11 protein-coding genes are annotated in these 16306 nt (G+C 46.8%); 9 read left to right on the top strand and 2 right to left on the bottom strand.

The window, feature by feature from the left end; all coding sequences use genetic code 11:
* Nucleotides 1-35: 35 nt before the first annotated feature.
* Nucleotides 36-3317, top strand: coding sequence for a SusC/RagA family TonB-linked outer membrane protein (locus F3I09_RS23915; RefSeq protein WP_149697575.1), 3282 nt, complete (start codon nucleotides 36-38; stop codon nucleotides 3315-3317).
* A gap of 23 nt (nucleotides 3318-3340) precedes the next feature.
* Entirely contained in the window at nucleotides 3341-5020 is a 1680-nt protein-coding gene (locus tag F3I09_RS23910; RefSeq protein WP_223233357.1) for a RagB/SusD family nutrient uptake outer membrane protein, read from the top strand.
* A gap of 71 nt (nucleotides 5021-5091) precedes the next feature.
* On the opposite strand, the gene F3I09_RS23905 is transcribed toward F3I09_RS23910, so the two are convergent.
* Nucleotides 5092-6309, bottom strand: coding sequence for a PAS domain-containing protein (locus F3I09_RS23905; RefSeq protein ID WP_149697573.1), 1218 nt, complete (start codon nucleotides 6307-6309; stop codon nucleotides 5092-5094).
* Between the two features lie 103 nt (nucleotides 6310-6412).
* Complete coding sequence (locus F3I09_RS23900) at nucleotides 6413-7261, bottom strand: universal stress protein (protein WP_149697572.1); 849 nt, start codon at nucleotides 7259-7261, stop codon at nucleotides 6413-6415.
* Nucleotides 7262-7388: 127 nt separating this feature from the next.
* On the opposite strand from F3I09_RS23900, the gene F3I09_RS23895 reads away from it, so the two are divergent.
* From F3I09_RS23895 to F3I09_RS23865, 7 genes are all read left to right on the top strand, one after another.
* Nucleotides 7389-7811: a secondary thiamine-phosphate synthase enzyme YjbQ gene (locus tag F3I09_RS23895; RefSeq protein WP_149697571.1), complete on the top strand. Its 423-nt coding sequence runs from the start codon at nucleotides 7389-7391 to the stop codon at nucleotides 7809-7811.
* Between the two features lie 28 nt (nucleotides 7812-7839).
* Nucleotides 7840-9450, top strand: coding sequence for a M1 family metallopeptidase (locus tag F3I09_RS23890; RefSeq protein WP_149697570.1), 1611 nt, complete (start codon nucleotides 7840-7842; stop codon nucleotides 9448-9450).
* A 244-nt stretch (nucleotides 9451-9694) separates the two neighbouring features.
* Nucleotides 9695-12073 carry an ABC transporter permease gene (locus F3I09_RS23885; protein ID WP_149697569.1) on the top strand — a complete coding sequence of 793 codons (2379 nt, stop codon included), beginning with the start codon at nucleotides 9695-9697 and terminating at the stop codon, nucleotides 12071-12073.
* A gap of 60 nt (nucleotides 12074-12133) precedes the next feature.
* On the top strand, nucleotides 12134-13255 hold the full coding sequence (locus F3I09_RS23880; protein WP_149697568.1) for a lactonase family protein: 1122 nt from the start codon (nucleotides 12134-12136) through the stop codon (nucleotides 13253-13255).
* A gap of 6 nt (nucleotides 13256-13261) precedes the next feature.
* Entirely contained in the window at nucleotides 13262-14332 is a 1071-nt protein-coding gene (locus F3I09_RS23875; protein WP_149697567.1) for a serine hydrolase, read from the top strand.
* A 72-nt stretch (nucleotides 14333-14404) separates the two neighbouring features.
* Nucleotides 14405-15367, top strand: a complete 963-nt coding sequence (locus F3I09_RS23870; protein ID WP_223233356.1) for an MBL fold metallo-hydrolase — start codon at nucleotides 14405-14407, stop codon at nucleotides 15365-15367.
* 100 nt (nucleotides 15368-15467) lie between these two features.
* Nucleotides 15468-16061 carry an RNA polymerase sigma factor gene (locus tag F3I09_RS23865; protein WP_149697565.1) on the top strand — a complete coding sequence of 198 codons (594 nt, stop codon included), beginning with the start codon at nucleotides 15468-15470 and terminating at the stop codon, nucleotides 16059-16061.
* The last annotated feature ends 245 nt before the right edge of the window (nucleotides 16062-16306 follow it).

Genomic DNA, 16306 nt, shown 5'->3' with positions numbered 1-16306 from the left:
TACTCGGTTAAAACAGTAATATTTAAATCACAATTATGAGAAAGAAAATGCTATTATGCCTGCTGGTATTGCTATGCCATGCCTATGTCAGCACTCTTCAGGCTCAAACCACCACTAAAATTACCGGGACTGTATCTGACGATTCAGGTGCGCCCCTTCCCGGTACAAGTATCAAAATAAAAGGTGGCGGGGGGACTGTAACGGATGCCAATGGCGCATTCGCGATCAGTGTTGAAAAAGGCCGCACATTAATATTTACGGCTATTGGCTATGAAACGAAGCAAGTGACCGTGGATGGTTCCGTGCTTAACGTTACACTTGGGGTGGACAAAAAGATACTATCAGAAGTAGTTATTACCGGTGTGGGTACTGCTACGAGTAAACGTAAACTGGGGATCTCAGTAGAATCTGTTACAGCCGAGAAGCTGGTGAGCGGCCCTTCTACCAGTATTGACCAGGCGCTCATCGGTAAGATACCCGGTGCGCAGATCTCCTCTGTGAGCGGTAACCCGGGCGATCCTGTCAACATCCTGTTAAGAGGTGTCAATACCGTACAGAATGGTACCAAACCCCTGATCATGCTGGATGGTGTGCAGGTTTCCGCTACGGACCTCAACTCGCTTGACCTGAGTAATGTGGAAAGGATAGAAGTAGTACAGGGTGCGGCTTCCGCTTCCATGTACGGAGCGCAGGGCGCCAATGGTGTAATGCAGATCTTCACTAAAAAAGGGAAACGTGGCCCTATTGCCGTTACCTATTCTACCAATTATGCCTCGAACAGTTATATCAACAGCGGGGGTGTTGAAAAAGCACGTCTTCATCCTTATTTAACCGATGGTAACAATAATATCGTTGATGCATCCGGGAATATCCTGAAATACACTGATGTGGGCAGTATTGAAGGTATATCCTACGCTTACGGCGGCGCTACCCGATACGGCATACTCGATCCGAGGAATATTGCCAACAAACCATACAATGCCAACCTGAAATATTACGACCACTTTAAACAGGTGTTCCAGACAGGAACATCCTGGAATAATAATATCAGCATTTCCGGCGGTTCCGATAAATCAGACTTCTCTCTCGGCGTTGCCAATAATCATACTGTGAGCCCTGTAATGAAGAATGGTTATGTAGACCGTTCCAACCTGACTGCCAACCTGGGAACAGAGTTGTTCAAAGGTTTCAAACTGCGTTCCATCACGCAGGTGATCTATACAAAGAATACTACCGTGCCTGGTTTAGGAGGCGCCGGTGGCTACCTGTATGGTAAGGGGAATACAGCAGGTAAAAATGATAATATCTACAGCTTCCTGAATACTTCGCCTTTCTTTGACCTGACGTATAAAATGGCAGATGGTAATTCACCTGCTTACCAGACGGCCGATTTCTTAAGTATCAATGCCTTCAACCCATACTTCGTAAAGCAGTATGCGAGTGGGCTGGATAACAAGGTAGATATCGTACAGAGTTTTAATGCCAACTTTCAGGTGAATCATTTCCTGGAACTGGACGCGAAATACGGTATTAACTACAGAACAGAAAAGGCCACCTGGACCTACCGAAACCAGACACAGAATGCCAATACCATGCTCTATGATTCATGGGCTTACCAGTTTGCCAATGATGCTACCGGAGAGATAGATAACTGGAACTATAATACCACCTTCCAGAACTTCCTGGGAAGTGCTTATATCAGGACAGATTTCGAGAAAGACTTTAACATTCATCTGCCTATCCAGACCACTACACAAATCTCCTACGACTACAGAAAGAATAAGTACAAGGAAGAAGACGTGTATGGCCTGGGGCTACCGCTTTCTCCCCCGGTGAATATCTCTACTGCCAAACAATTGTTTGTGGCGCCTTATTCCACCACTACCAAGACAACCGGTAACTACGAGGAATCCTTTATTACTTATGGATACCTCATCAACCAGAAGATCGATTTCGGTGATTACGGCGGTGTAGGTGGTGGCTTCAGAAGTGACTGGTCTTCTGCTTTCGGAAGCGGTGCGTCTCCTTTTACTTTCCCTAATGTATTTGGCTATATACTCCCTTCTTCCTTTAACTTCTGGGCTGATAAGCTGGAGAACAGAATACCTTACTTTAAATTGAGAGCTGCATATGGTGAAGCAGGTATACAGCCTGGTCCTTTTGACAGGTATCCTACGCTGGACCAGAACACCGTTGGTTCTGACGTAGTATATTCCGTACCGGTTACAGGACAGAATCCTAACCTCCAGGTAGAAGTATCCAAAGAGTTTGAAGCAGGTACAGACCTCACGTTCAATGCCGCCAAAGGCAAGTGGCTGAATACCGTGAACGCCTCCTTTACCTACTGGAAACGTAAGAGTGAAAATGTGATCTATACTGTGAGCGCACCGCCTTCATCAGGTGCCACAGGTATCCTGAACAATGCGATCAATATGTCTTCCAAAGGTTATCAGTTCCAGCTGAACCTGCCGCTATATCATAGTAAGAACTTTAACTGGGACTTTACTACCAACTTCAGTCACCAGACATCTATGATAGATAAGATCAATGGTGGCGCAGACATCATCCTCACTTCTGCGGCAGGTAGTACTGCACTGGTGTTGACGGCAGGACAGAAGATCGGACAGATCTTTGGTTATAAGGCATTGACCAGTGTAGATGCTGTTAACAAGAATGGAACGAAATATATCTCAGAACAGGATGCCGGAAAGTATCAGGTAGTGAACGGGCATCTCGTGGACACCACTACTAGGGGCATTCAGTTCTCTTCCGAAGCTTATCCACTGGGCGATCCTAACCCGAAATTCAATGCCTCCTTTATCAGTTCATTTGGTTACAAGGATTTCCTGACATTCTCTTTCCAGTTTGACTGGATATATGGCAGTCACCTGTACAATCAGACAAAAGAATGGATGTATAGGGACGGTATCCACGGCGACTTTTCCAAACCTGTTACCATCAACGGTACTACCGCTGCGTATACAGCTTATTACGGCAGTGCTTACAGTGGTTCATGGGGTAGTCTGTATGGTCCGGGTAACAACGCTACCAAGGACTATTTCTATGAAGATGCTTCTTTCCTGAGATTGCGGAATATCTCTGTAGGCTTTGACTTCGCGAAGGTGATGAAGATAAAATACTTCAATAAACTGCAGTTAGTGATGACAGGCAGGAACATACTGACTGTTACCCATTATACCGGCTTTGATCCGGAGGTTAGTTCCGGTGCTGTGAACTCTTCTTTCGATAGAGGCATAGACAACAGTACTATACCGAACCTCAAATCTTATGCAGTAGGTTTAAATGTCGGATTCTAATGTTTATCAAAAAAGAGAAAATTATGATCAGGAATAAATATGTTTCAGGGCTTTTAGGGTTCCTCTTTTTATGTAGCACCTTCGCCTGTAAGAAAGAGCTCAATGTGGGTAATCCAAACCTGCCTACAACAGATGAGAATGTGAATAATGAGTCGGGCATCATTGCACTGTCCATCGGCGCCGTATATATAAACGGTTTTCAGAAAGGGGATGCATGGCTGGGCGATAGCTATTTTTCATTGCCTTACGGCTATAGTGAATTGCTGGCCGATGTGGTAGGCGCACAGGCTTCCAATCAGCTGATAAGTACTATCAGCATACCGGAATATTTTATATTGGATAACAATTCCCGGGTTAACACCAATATTTCCAATGTCAGCCAGCTGAGAGCAAATAATACCCGCGCACAGACAGGTTCCGGATATAATCCGCTGTACTATCAGTGGCTGAATATGTATGCATTGAATGGCGCCTGCAATAAGGTGTTAAGTATCGTCGACAATATTACTTTTTCAGGTGATGCAAAAACAAAGAGCAATACTATCAAAGCCTGGTGCTATTGGTGGAAAGGTTATGCATATGCTTCTATCGGTTCAATGTATTATTCCGGTCTGATCATTGACCAGGATGGCACAAGCAGTAACAACTACGTGCTGAAAGATTCTGTGATCGCTGCATCCAACAAGTATCTGCATATGACGGCTGATTTGTTATCGGGCGGTATTTCCAGCTCCGGAGATTACTCTTCCGTATTGGGACAACTGATCCCTGCTTTCTGCCAGGTGGGTAAGGGAGGTGTGCTGACCACAGATATGTGGCTCAGGAATATCAATACCTTGCTGGCGAGGAACATACTTGTAAACAAGCTGGCGCCATTTGTGAATGGCAATCCGGATGCTGTGATCACAAAGGCTTCTACCGACGTAATGACAACGGCGGATTGGAATGAAGTACTGACATTGGCTACAAACGGTGTCAAGGCCAGTGATTATGTATTTACCGGCAGAAGCGCTGCGGCCAACGGTTTCTTTACTGCGGATGGCGGTAACGTAGCAGCACTGACCACTGGTGTGAATACTGCTATTACGTTCAGGCTGAGCGAACGCTTTGTGCAGAACCTGAAAGCCGGCGACAAGCGGCTGGCCAATAACTTCAATACAACTACCAAATACCTGGATGATCTTTCCTTTGGTACAAGGTACAGTATGATAGACGGTGGTGCAGGCACCAGCGGTGTATATGTATATGGCAGTAAATCAACGGGAAATTATGAACTGTTTATTGGTCCCAGTTATGAAGAAAATGCCCTGATGCTGGCAGAAGCGAATATCCGTTTGGGTAATACCGATGCCGGACTTGCTTACATAGATGCTGTAAGGGCGTATATGGGAGCGGGCGTTGCCGCTGTAGCCGGCACCGGGCTTACAAAAGTGAGTGCGCTGAAAGAGCTGGTAATGGAAAGGAGAGCTGCGCTTGTGTTCAGAGGCCTGTCTTTCTATGACAACAGGAGATGGGGATGGACGTATGATATCAGCAATGGCGGCGGTAGTTATGGTAATACATTCCTGACGTCTGCCAGTGTGGTAAATACCAATGTCACAATCAATTATAATTTTATGGATTACTGGGATGTACCTGCAGATGAAGCAGATCTGAATCCTCCGGGTGAAGGGAGTGCACCGGTAAAGAATCCTAACTTCTAAGATAACGTTCGGGTTTTCACTAAAAAGGCTGTCCTTGCTTTATGCATGGGCGGCCTTTTGCTTATAATGCCTTATAATTCCTCCTTATGACCGGAAGATAGCGTAATGATCTCTTTTATTTTGTCATCCAGCCTGTTTAAGCCCTCTTCCAGCTTCTGGGTATATATCAGGTCCATATCGCAATATTCTTCCTTTATGAGCTCCAGAAGGCTCTGTACGGAGGTAAGTGGACCTCTTAGTTCATGCGCCTGTATAAAGGCGATCTTTTCCAGCAGTTCGTTCTTACGTTCTATTTTGAGTTTATAGAGATAGGCGTCAGTGATATCTTTCATGATCAGTGTTACGCCGATGATCTCTCCGTTCTCATTCCTGGCAGGGTTGAAGGTGCTTAGCCACCAGGTTTCTTTTGTTGAGTATACCCGTTGGAATTCCCTGGCAATGGCGGTACCGCCTAATGCGGTGTTAAAACAGTAGTAAAAAGACGCTTTATTGGACTCGTGTACAAACTGGTCGATATTCAGGTTTTCTTCGATCTTTCTGCCATAAAAGGTAGAGGTAAGGTCTACAGCTGCTTTGTTGAAGTAAAGCACCCGCATGTTCCTGTCCAGCAGGACGAAGTTGTCTGTCAGGCTTTCGAAAAAGGCCTGCAGCCGGATGCCATATTCGACGATGTCGGCAGCTCCTTTTTGCTCACGTTCCTGTTGCCCCGTGATATGTCTTTTGAAACTGGAAGTGGCGAAGAAGATATAAATGGTGGACAGGACATAACAACCGAAACGGTCGATGATCTTTTCTGTCGGGGTTTTATAATAACCGGTTATCAGTCTGGGGAAATATAATTCAGTAGCCAGCAGGGAACCCGGAATAATCAGGCTTAATATCAGCCATAGAAGATATTTTTCCCGGTGGGAGATATTCAATGCCAGCTGGAGGGTAGTGAAGAACAGCAACAAGGTAGGGCCGTCAATGCCCGCATTGAAGAAATAGTTGGCACTGAGGCCTGTATATACCACAATGACATAGCTGACAATAATAGACCGGTATTTGCGCATTTTGCGGGACAGAATGTAATAGACAATCTGTATGACCATTAGTCCCAGTAAAAGCAGGGTAGATTTATTGGCGGCAATAAGTACATCAATGACAAGGAAAGCAGACAGTATCATCAGGGTGATGGCGCCGGTCAGATTAAATACCCGGTGCTCAAAGGAGAACTCATCTTCCTTCCCCATTAACAGTACTCCAAGGGAGGGCGCCCTGAAAGCAGATGAAATTTTCCTTATTGGCATGATAACTAACTATTCCACCCAAAATAATAAATTAATTTATTATACATATTGTTTATTGGCTTAATGGGTGTTTTTTGAGGGAAAGTGCTCAGAAAAGCGATATTTATTTGAGTATCATAACTGGTTCCCTTGCATTGCGGCAGATGGCGTCAGATATGCTTTTATGGGTCAGGTAGTACAGAAAACTGTGTTTGCCGGGTAAAGAGATGATGAGCTGGATCTTATGTTTTTCTGTAAAACTCAGGATGCCGTTAATGGTATTCTTGTCGCTGCTGTAACATATTTCATGTTTATAGTCCCGTAGGCGTTGATGTATACGCTCTTCTGCGGCTATTAGCTGATCGTCCGGGCTGAGATACTTTTCTTTTCCGTCCACGTTCAGGACCAGCAGTTTACTGTCATCCCACTGGGGAGGGATCCGGAGATTTTCCAGTTTATCCAGGGAATCCAGCGTTTTGTAGTCGCAGGGTACCAGGATGTTTTTTACCGGCTGGTAAGTATAGGTGGCTGGTACGATCATTACCCTGACAGGACTGGCCTTGGCGATGGAAATCAGGTTGCCGGCAATAAAGCTGCCGCTGGAATACTTAAAGTTATCGCTGCCCAGTACGATCATTTCGGGCGATTCTTCTCTCATCACTTCCAGTATAGCCCTTAACAGGGGGGCTTCACTGACCATGGAAACGACCTGCACACTTTTGTTCGTCTTTGAGATAATATGTTGGGAAAGATTTTCCATTTGCAGAGCGGCTTCCTGCCGTTCCCGGGCCATGTAATGGGGGCTAACGGGGGCGTATTCTGCAGAAACCACAATATGATCAAAGACAGTGTCGTAAAAGGTCTTGAGCAGGATAATGCGTTCGTAATCGTAAGCTTTGCTCCATTCTATCGCAAAATCGACTGCATTATCCGAAGTAGTGGAGAAATCAACGGGAATCAGTAATGTTTTCATAACGATTTCATTTTTCTCTTTTACTAAGTTAAGTTTGTCCTGCCTAAATCTGAAAAAAATATGCCGTTTACCGGTGGGTTTGAAAAGTGCTGTTACAACAGGTGTAAGCGTGTTTAAACCGAATGAAATGAAGATATTCCAGGAATTATTGCAGCTCCATGAACGGAGAAGAGGTTTTCACCTGATCACGGGAGAAGTGGTACAGGCCATGTCGCAGTTAAGGGAGATCAGGACGGGCATGTGCCAGGTCTTCATCCAGCATACTTCGGCATCTCTCACCATCAATGAGAATGCAGACCCCACCGTCAGGAAGGATTTTGAGATGTATTTCAGCAAGGCGGTGCCGGAAAATGATCCTGACTACCAGCACGACGATGAAGGCCCTGACGATATGCCTGCACATCTGAAAGCGGCTATGCTGGGTAGTTCTGTGATGATCCCGATCCGGAACGGCAACCTGGAGCTGGGCACCTGGCAGGGCATCTATTTATGCGAGCACCGTAACCACGGCGGCAGCAGAAGGCTGGTCATCACAGCCTGGGGAGAATAATAATCCTGGAAAACTGATATTATACCGTATGTCAAAAAAACTGATTGTACTCCCGTTATTGCTACTGGGAATCTATTTCAACTCTTTAGGCCAGCGTCAGTCTGTAGATGTGCAACACTACGGCATTTCCCTGACGGTGCGCGATAACACCGATAAAATAACTGGTATTGCGGAAATAACCGTACGTTTCCTGAACAGCGTACCGGAGCTGCGCCTCGATCTGGTAGGCCCGGAAATAGCCGATACCGGCATGACAGTACTGAAGGTGACAGAAAGAACAGCCGCAGGCCGCGCGACAGCCAACGGTGGGAAGTCAGGGGGAACAAACGGATTAAAGAACATCCCCTTCCGGCAGGATAGCGCAGCAGTCTATTTATCGGTCGGCGGCGGGAAGGATGAAACGCATACCTACAGGATTGAATATGCCGGTATACCCAGGGATGGCCTGATCATCTCGAGGAACAAATTCGGCCAGCGTACCTTCTTTACAGATAACTGGCCCGACCGTGCGCACCACTGGCTACCATGTATAGATCATCCATCGGATAAGGCCGCCGTGGATTTCGATGTGATTGCGCCTGATAAATATACCGTGATAGCCAACGGATTGAAAACACAGGATGTGTTGATGAGCAACCACCTCAGGAAGACGCATTATACAGAAAAGGCGCCACTGCCTGCGAAAATATTCGCTATAGGTATAGCCGCTTTCGCGGTAGACCGTTCGGCAGATGTGCAGGGCATACCTGTGTATAGCTATGTATTCCCCGAAAATAAGAAACAGGGTTTTAAAGACTATGGAAAGGCAGGAGAGATTCTTCGTTTTTTTATGCAACAGATAGGGCCATACCCGTATAAAAAACTGGCCAATATCCAGTCCAAAACCATCTATGGCGGTATGGAAAATGCCGGTGCTATCTTCTACTCGGAAGAATCGGTGGGCTCTAAGTATATCGAGGAGCTGCTGGCCCATGAAATAGCTCATCAATGGTTTGGAGATGCCATCACAGAAACGGACTGGGAGCATGTATGGCTCAGCGAAGGTTTCGCTACCTATATGACGCAGCTGTATTTGGAACATAAGTACGGGGCGGATACCCTGAAGGCCGAGTTAAAAGATGACCGGAAGAAAGTGATCGCCTTTGAGAAGAAAAGATATACTCCCGTCGTGGATACTACCGCAAAAGGTGGATATACACAGTTGTTGAATGCGAATAGCTATCAGAAAGGAGGGTGGGTACTGCATATGCTAAGACGGCAATTGGGAGATAGTACTTTCTGGAAGGGCATCAGGACCTACTTTGCGACCTATGGAGGGCATAATGCCAATACAACTGACTTCAGGAAGGTAATGGAAAAGGAGAGCGGGCAGGACCTGGAGGGCTTCTTCCAGCAATGGCTGTATACACCGGGGATGCCGGAACTGACTATCAGACCTGGCGGTGAGGGAAAGTTTATTATCAGGCAGCAACAGGAACATTTGTTTACTTTTCCGTTGGAATATGCTATCGACAATGACCCACGGATATATAAAGTGCAAATCAAAGACAGGGTAACGGTGATCAATATACACGCCAACCATACCATACATATCGATCCGCAGATAAACCTGCTGTTTACCTATGGCAAAGACATGTAGGGAATAGGAGTGGGGCTGTCGAAGAAGGAATATGACCGGACAGCACATAAACCTTTTGGTTACCTATAGCAAAGATATATAGGGGATAGAAAACGGGCGTAGTGAAGAGGGAATATAAGCGGACAGCATATGTATCGAAACCGGACAGTTAAACACTGTTTGCGGACCATAAGTAGCTGATTATTAACAGCGGCATAAACTGGTATCTTATTGGTGCAGAGATAGATTACACCCTGACTGTACTATGCTTAGAAATGCCTTTAAAATAGCCTGGCGGCATCTGCTGAAAGACCGTCAATTTACTTTTCTGAACCTGATAGGTCTTTCCACCGGACTGGCCTGTACGATCTTCATCTGTTTATGGGTGTGGGATGAATGGCAGACAGACAGGTTCCATCAATATGACGGTCGCCTGTTCCAGGTGATGATCAATGAAAAGAACGGCGACCAGGTGGCTACATCCACTGGCACAGATGGCGCATTGGGCCATGTGCTTGCCCGGCAGATGCCTGAGGTGGAATATGCAGTGACTACCACGCCGCCCAGCTGGTTTCAGCAATTCAATGTTTCCTATAAAGAAAATACCGTAGGCGCTACGGGTAATTTCGTAAGTGGTGATTTCTTCCGCATTTTTTCCTATAAACTGATAGAGGGGAGTGCCACGGGAGTACTGGCAGATAAGAACTCCCTCGTTATCTCCGCCAGCCTGGCCCGACGGTTGTTCAATACAACGAGTCATGTAACAGGCCGGACGCTGGCGTGGAAATGGCTCACATTCAGTAAGCAATGTACCATCTCAGGAGTGTATGAGGATATGCCTGTCCGTGCCAGCGAACGTTTCGACTTCGTATTGCCTTTTGAAGCCTGGAAGGAGATAGTACCGGTTTCCGGTCAGCTGATAACCGGCAGCGGGCCTTTTAATACCTATGTTGTGCTGAAGAAAGGGATGACTGCTGCGCAGCTGGACAGGAAGCTTAACACTTATGTGAGGGAAACACTGAAGACAGATGGTATGCAGCTGTTCCTGCGCCGTTTTTCTGATGGTTATCTCTATGGGAAATATGACAATGGTGTACAGGCCGGAGGACGTATTGCCTATGTGAAACTATTCTCCCTGATCGCGCTTTTTATATTGCTGTTGGCTTGTATCAATTTCATGAACCTGTCTACCGCAAAAGTGAGTGGCCGGATGAAAGAGATCGGTGTAAAGAAAACGCTGGGAGCAGGCAGAGGGACATTTATACTGCAGTTCCTGGGAGAATCCCTGATGATGACCACTTTGTCCCTGCTGGGGGCATTGCTGTTGGTGATATTGTTGTTACCTCAGTTTAATATCCTGTCCGGAAAGACGCTTAGCCTGCAATGGGATGCCGGGTTTATACTTGCAGTGGTGGTTATTACCCTGCTGACAGGCTTTATGGCAGGTAGTTATCCTGCATTATACCTTTCCCGTTTGCAACCTGTCAATACGCTGAAAGGAAAGACCGACGCTTCCGGGGGCAGCTTATGGGCCAGGAAAGGACTGGTCATCTTCCAGTTCACTATATCCGTTGGGTTTATCATCGCGGTACTGGTGGTCAATAAGCAGGTAAGGTTTGTAGAGACCAAACAACCGGGTTATGACAAGGATAATGTGATCTGCTTTGAAATGAAAGGAAGGGTAGCAGCGCATTACAGCAGCTTCCTGTCAGCCCTGAAAAACGTTCCTGGTGTAGTGAATGCATCCAGTATTGAGCAGCAGATCATCATGCCGACATATATGCCTTCGGCAGGTGTGAGCTGGGAGGGCAAGAACACGGACGGCGCCATCCGCTTTTACCAGATGCCGGTAAACTTTGATCTGATAGAGACATTAGATGTGCAGATGGCAGCCGGAAGACCTTTCTCGGCTGCTTATAGAACAGACAGTACTGCTATTGTACTGAACGAAGCGGCCGTGAGGGTAATGGGGCTGAGCGATCCTATAGGCAAAGAGATCAATATCTATAACAAACCCCGGCATGTAGTGGGTGTTGTGAAGAATTTCCACTTCAATTCCCTGCATGAAGCCATCCGGCCATTTATATTCAGGTTGGCCCCTTCCGAGACCTTAATGATCATGGCAAGGATTGCAAAAGGACAGGAGCGGGCAACCATTGACAGGATCATTAGTTTTTATAAGCAGTTTAACCCCGGGTATGTCTTTGACTATACCTTCCTGGACGCCAGTTACCAGCGGCAGTATGCGGCTGAAAAGTTGGTGGCTTCCCTGTCGCAGTATTTTACCGGTCTGGCTATCCTGATCTCCTGCCTGGGACTGTTCGGACTGACCGCCTTTACAGCAGAGCGCCGGCGTAAGGAAATCGGTATCCGTAAGGTACTGGGCGCTACTGTAAGTGATGTGGTATGGATGCTTTCCCTGGATTTTCTGAAGCTGGTGCTGATAGCTGTGGGCATTGCATTCCCCCTGTCGGTCTGGGTGATGGAAAACTGGCTGAACGACTTTGCTTATCGTGTAAGTATAGGCGCGCCCGTCTACCTGGGTGCAGGAGCAGCGGTGCTGGTTATCACATTGCTGACCATCAGTTTTCAGGCGATGAAGGCGGCGCTCACCAATCCTGTAAAAAGCCTTAAAATGGAATGAGGCGTAAATATTATCTTTGTCCGGCACATCGATTCCGGACCCATAAATCGCTTCATCACCTTGCTGAAAAGATCATGTCTGCTGTTACTGGCATTACTCGCCAACGGTCTTATCTATGCCCAGACAACCTATTTGTTTGTCGGATCGTACAATGACGCAAAAGATAAAGACGGTATCTACATTTACAGGATGGATATGGAGAGTGGAAGACTTGATAAGGTCTGTACTTTTTCCGGCATCCTGAACCCTTCCTATCTGACCCTCTCGTCTGACGGGCAGTATATTTATGCCTGTAGTGAGACCCGTACACCTGGCTTAGGCAGTGTAAGCAGTTACCGGTTCGACAGGCGGCAGGGAGCTATCACTTTACTAAGTAAACAACCCAGTGGAGGGGATAACCCCGTTTATCTCACCGTACATAAAAGCGGGCGTTGGCTCGTGAATGGAAACTATACAGGTGGTAGTCTTTCCGTATTTCCATTGAATGGCGACGGTACCATCGGGGCCGCGGTAACGATTCTGTCATTTACCGATAGCAGCATTACCGAAAGGCAGAAAAGTTCACATATTCATTCCACTGTATTTTCTCCTGCACAGGACTATGTATTCTCTCCCGACCTGGGGGCGGATAAAATACGGCGTTTCACCTTTAACGCCAGCCAGGCAAAGCCGCTGCAGGCGGATAGTTTTATCCGCACTGTGCCCGGTAGTGGTCCCCGGCATTTCACCTTTCATCCTAATGGACGTTTTGCTTACTGTATAGAAGAGTTATCAGGATCAGTAACGGCTTATAAATATAACAGGGGCAGGCTGGATTCCCTGCAAAGGCTGATGGCACATGACAGTGTGCCGCGGAGTTTTTATAATAGTGCCGATATCCATATTTCGCCCGACGGCCGTTTCCTGTATGCATCCAACCGGGGCGTAGAAAATAATATAGCCATTTACAGCATCAGTAAAAACGGGACATTGACCCTTGTGGGCTATGAGCCTGTGCTGGGAGACCATCCCCGTAATTTTCTGATAGATCCCACGGGGGAATTCCTGATAGTAGCCAACCAGATCAGTGGAAATGTGGTGGTCTTTAAACGGAATGCTCAAACCGGCCTGCTGACGAAAACAGGCGTAGAAGTAAAGATGCAGGGACCTTCCTGTTTACAGACCAGAACATATAACGACTAAATACCAATGAAACGCCTTTTGCTGCCACTACTGCTGGCTATTACCCATCTGTGCCACAGTCAAAGCATTATATCTTTTGCCGATAGTGTAAGACAACATTATAAGGTGCCTGAACTGGCATTCGCTGTTGTCTCTTCAGATAGTGTGCTGGAATGCCATGTGCTGGGTGTAAAACGCGCCAATACTACCTATGCCGCCCAGCCGGGAGACAGGTTCCATATTGGTTCCAATACTAAGGCTATCACTTCTTTTATTGCTGCTTTACTGGTAAAGGAGCAGAAGATCCAGTGGAATACCACCATTTTAACTGTGTTTCCCGAACTGAGATGGAGGACCCGTTATGTATATGATACAGTTACACTGGCCAACCTGCTGACGTTTCGGGGCAGGCTGCAAGGCTATTCATACGATTCTGAAACGCCTACATTTAAAGAACTGCATGGGGACTATGCCGCACAGCGTATGCAACTGGCGGCTAATTTCCTGACCCAAGCACCTCAGAAGCTGGATAAAAATGGACTAACGCCTTCTAATCTTGACTATATCACGGCGGGGTTGATGCTGGAGAAAGCAAGCGGAAAATCTTATAAAACACTTGTACAGGAACTGGGAACACGCCTGGGAATTAATTTTCACTTTGATTATCCCAACCTGAAAGATACCATGCAGCCATGGGGACATGATGAAAATCTGCAGCCCCTGGCACCTGCGGAAAGCTATAAAATGAACTGGCTGCTGGCAGCAGGCAATATTAATGTGAGCCTGGAAGAATATACCCGTTTTGTGCGATTGCAGTTGTTGGGACTAAAAGGGAAGAGTGATCTGTTGCCGAAGAAGACTTTTGAGCAATTGCTCTTCGGGATGCCACAGTTCTCTTACGGATGGTTTAACCCGCCTCAGTTACCGCAACATCATGTTGCCTTCAACGAGGGAAATGCAGGCGCGTTCATTACGAGAGTGCATATTATCAAAGAGGCTGACAGGGGGTATGTGATCTTTACGAATGCGGCAACCCCAGCTACCAAAGACGCTGTTGACGTATTGCTGAAAGAGCTGACCAGGCTGTATGGAGAATAACAGATAACGTATATTTGTCAGGTACACATGATGGCTGCTATGGAATATGTCTCAAACCCGGACTTGTCCGGCATGCAATTACCCTTTGACTGGAAAGGAACACCGGTAGATGAAAACGGAAGATTCGTGAATCATGAGTTCCCGCATATTTATTCATTCACCGAATTCCTGAAATGGCGGTTCCAGCGCAATCCGCAGAAGGCGGAGAAGGAAGCGGATACCTGGCATCCGGAGGTAGTGCATAATGATGAGTTTCTGCATGCTGGCAGGGATTGTATCGTCTGGCTGGGGCATGCCTCTTTCTTCATCCGGCTGGCAGGCGTCAATATACTGATCGATCCTGTTTTCTATGATATTGTCTTCTTCAAACGGCATACGCCTTTTCCTATAGATCCCGCAAAACTGAAAGGCCTGGATTATATCCTGGTATCCCACAATCATCTGGACCATTGCGATAAGCGCAGCCTGCGGTTACTGGCAGAGAATAATCCGCAGGCCATCTACCTGACGGGGCTAAGAATGGAAGGCCTGCTGAAGAAACTGACAGGTAGTGAGCAGGTGCAGACTGCGGGATGGTACCAGCAATATCACACAGACGCCCGTATTAAGGTTTTTTTCCTCCCGGCAAGGCATTGGTCCAAACGGGGGCTTCGTGATGTTAATAGCCAGCTTTGGGGCGCTTTTGTGATCCAGGGAGGAGGCAAGACCATTTATTTCGCTTCCGACTCAGGATATGGCAGTCATTTTACTGACGTAGGCCGGATCTTTCCCGTTATAGACTATTGTATCGTAGGGATAGGGGCGTATAAACCTGCCTTTTTCATGGCGCAGAGCCATATCTCTCCCCAGGATGCCGTGAAGGCGGCGAATGAAATGCATGCCAGGGTGATGATCCCTATGCATTATGGCACTTTTGACCTGGCTGACGAACCGCGGAGCGACCCTTTTAATGCGCTGAAGGGGCTTGAAAAACAGGGCGCCATACAAGGGCACCTGGAACTGCTGAAGGTAGGAGAGGAACTGAAAATACAATAAGCGGCTGATAATCAGTAGTAATCAGGAGCAGGTTAATTATTTGTAATTCACTTGCTTTCTTAAGTAATTCGCTTTTACTTTACGGCTCACCAAGATCAAGATGTTCGAAACGCATATCAGTGACGGAGATTTACTGCAATTGCTAAAAGGAGATGATACCGCTGCTTTCGAGATGCTGTACAACAGGTACTGGAAAGTATTATACACGCAGGCCTGTCAGCGGGTGGATGTGAATGATGCGAAAGACCTGGTACAGGAAGTCATGCTGAGCCTCTGGCGTAGAAGAAAAGAGATCCCCGTTTTTAAGGAAGGCGAATTCGCAAAATACCTGCATGCTGCTATTAAATACAGGGTGATCAGCCACTATGCCTTCAGTGCAGCAGAGATCAAAAAGATATCCTTATTTGACATACTGGATAGCCAGGAATTCAATGACAGGCTGGAAACTAAAGAACTGACAGCCAATATTGCCGCTGCAGTCGGCCTGTTACCCACCCGTATGCAACAGATCTTCCGGATGAGCCGGGAAGAAGACCTCTCTATCGCAGAAATAGCCCGTAAACTGAACCTCTCGGAACAAACAGTCAAAAACCAGCTGACGGAAGCCCTCCGCAGAGTGCGCAGTTATTTGAAATCCAGTTCCTCCGGAGACTGGGCGTTGTTAGTGGCTTATCTTTTTTGTCATATCAGGTAGGGGCTAATATGCCTTTGCCCTTCCGTGGTGTCCGAATTCGCTTCGATGCCCCTATCTATAGGCGCTGTAGTCCTGCATTAGCATAGCTTTTGTATAGCCTTGGCTATAGAACAGTGCCTATAATGCTATAGTAGAGAGCCTGTAGGCTATAGACTCCACCGAAATATATACCATTTAGAGACCTTGGAGATTGTCCCGTAGTCTCCCCCGATTTCCTAATTATCTATATTCACGCGAAGTAGCCC

It is taken from the genome of Chitinophaga sp. CF418 (genome assembly GCF_900142925.1).
Taxonomy (GTDB): Bacteria; Bacteroidota; Bacteroidia; order Chitinophagales; family Chitinophagaceae; genus Chitinophaga.
Note: the sequence above shows the minus strand (reverse complement) of the source record. Positions and strands in the feature narration are given on the sequence as shown.

Coding starts and splice junctions, on each gene's coding strand:
- F3I09_RS23915 (WP_149697575.1), top strand. CDS start 36: ATGAGAAAGAAAATGCTATTATGCCTGCTGGTATTGCTATGCCATGCC.
- F3I09_RS23910 (WP_223233357.1), top strand. CDS start 3,341: ATGATCAGGAATAAATATGTTTCAGGGCTTTTAGGGTTCCTCTTTTTA.
- F3I09_RS23905 (WP_149697573.1), bottom strand. CDS start 6,309: ATGCCAATAAGGAAAATTTCATCTGCTTTCAGGGCGCCCTCCCTTGGA.
- F3I09_RS23900 (WP_149697572.1), bottom strand. CDS start 7,261: ATGAAAACATTACTGATTCCCGTTGATTTCTCCACTACTTCGGATAAT.
- F3I09_RS23895 (WP_149697571.1), top strand. CDS start 7,389: ATGAAGATATTCCAGGAATTATTGCAGCTCCATGAACGGAGAAGAGGT.
- F3I09_RS23890 (WP_149697570.1), top strand. CDS start 7,840: ATGTCAAAAAAACTGATTGTACTCCCGTTATTGCTACTGGGAATCTAT.
- F3I09_RS23885 (WP_149697569.1), top strand. CDS start 9,695: ATGCTTAGAAATGCCTTTAAAATAGCCTGGCGGCATCTGCTGAAAGAC.
- F3I09_RS23875 (WP_149697567.1), top strand. CDS start 13,262: ATGAAACGCCTTTTGCTGCCACTACTGCTGGCTATTACCCATCTGTGC.
- F3I09_RS23870 (WP_223233356.1), top strand. CDS start 14,405: ATGCAATTACCCTTTGACTGGAAAGGAACACCGGTAGATGAAAACGGA.
- F3I09_RS23865 (WP_149697565.1), top strand. CDS start 15,468: ATGTTCGAAACGCATATCAGTGACGGAGATTTACTGCAATTGCTAAAA.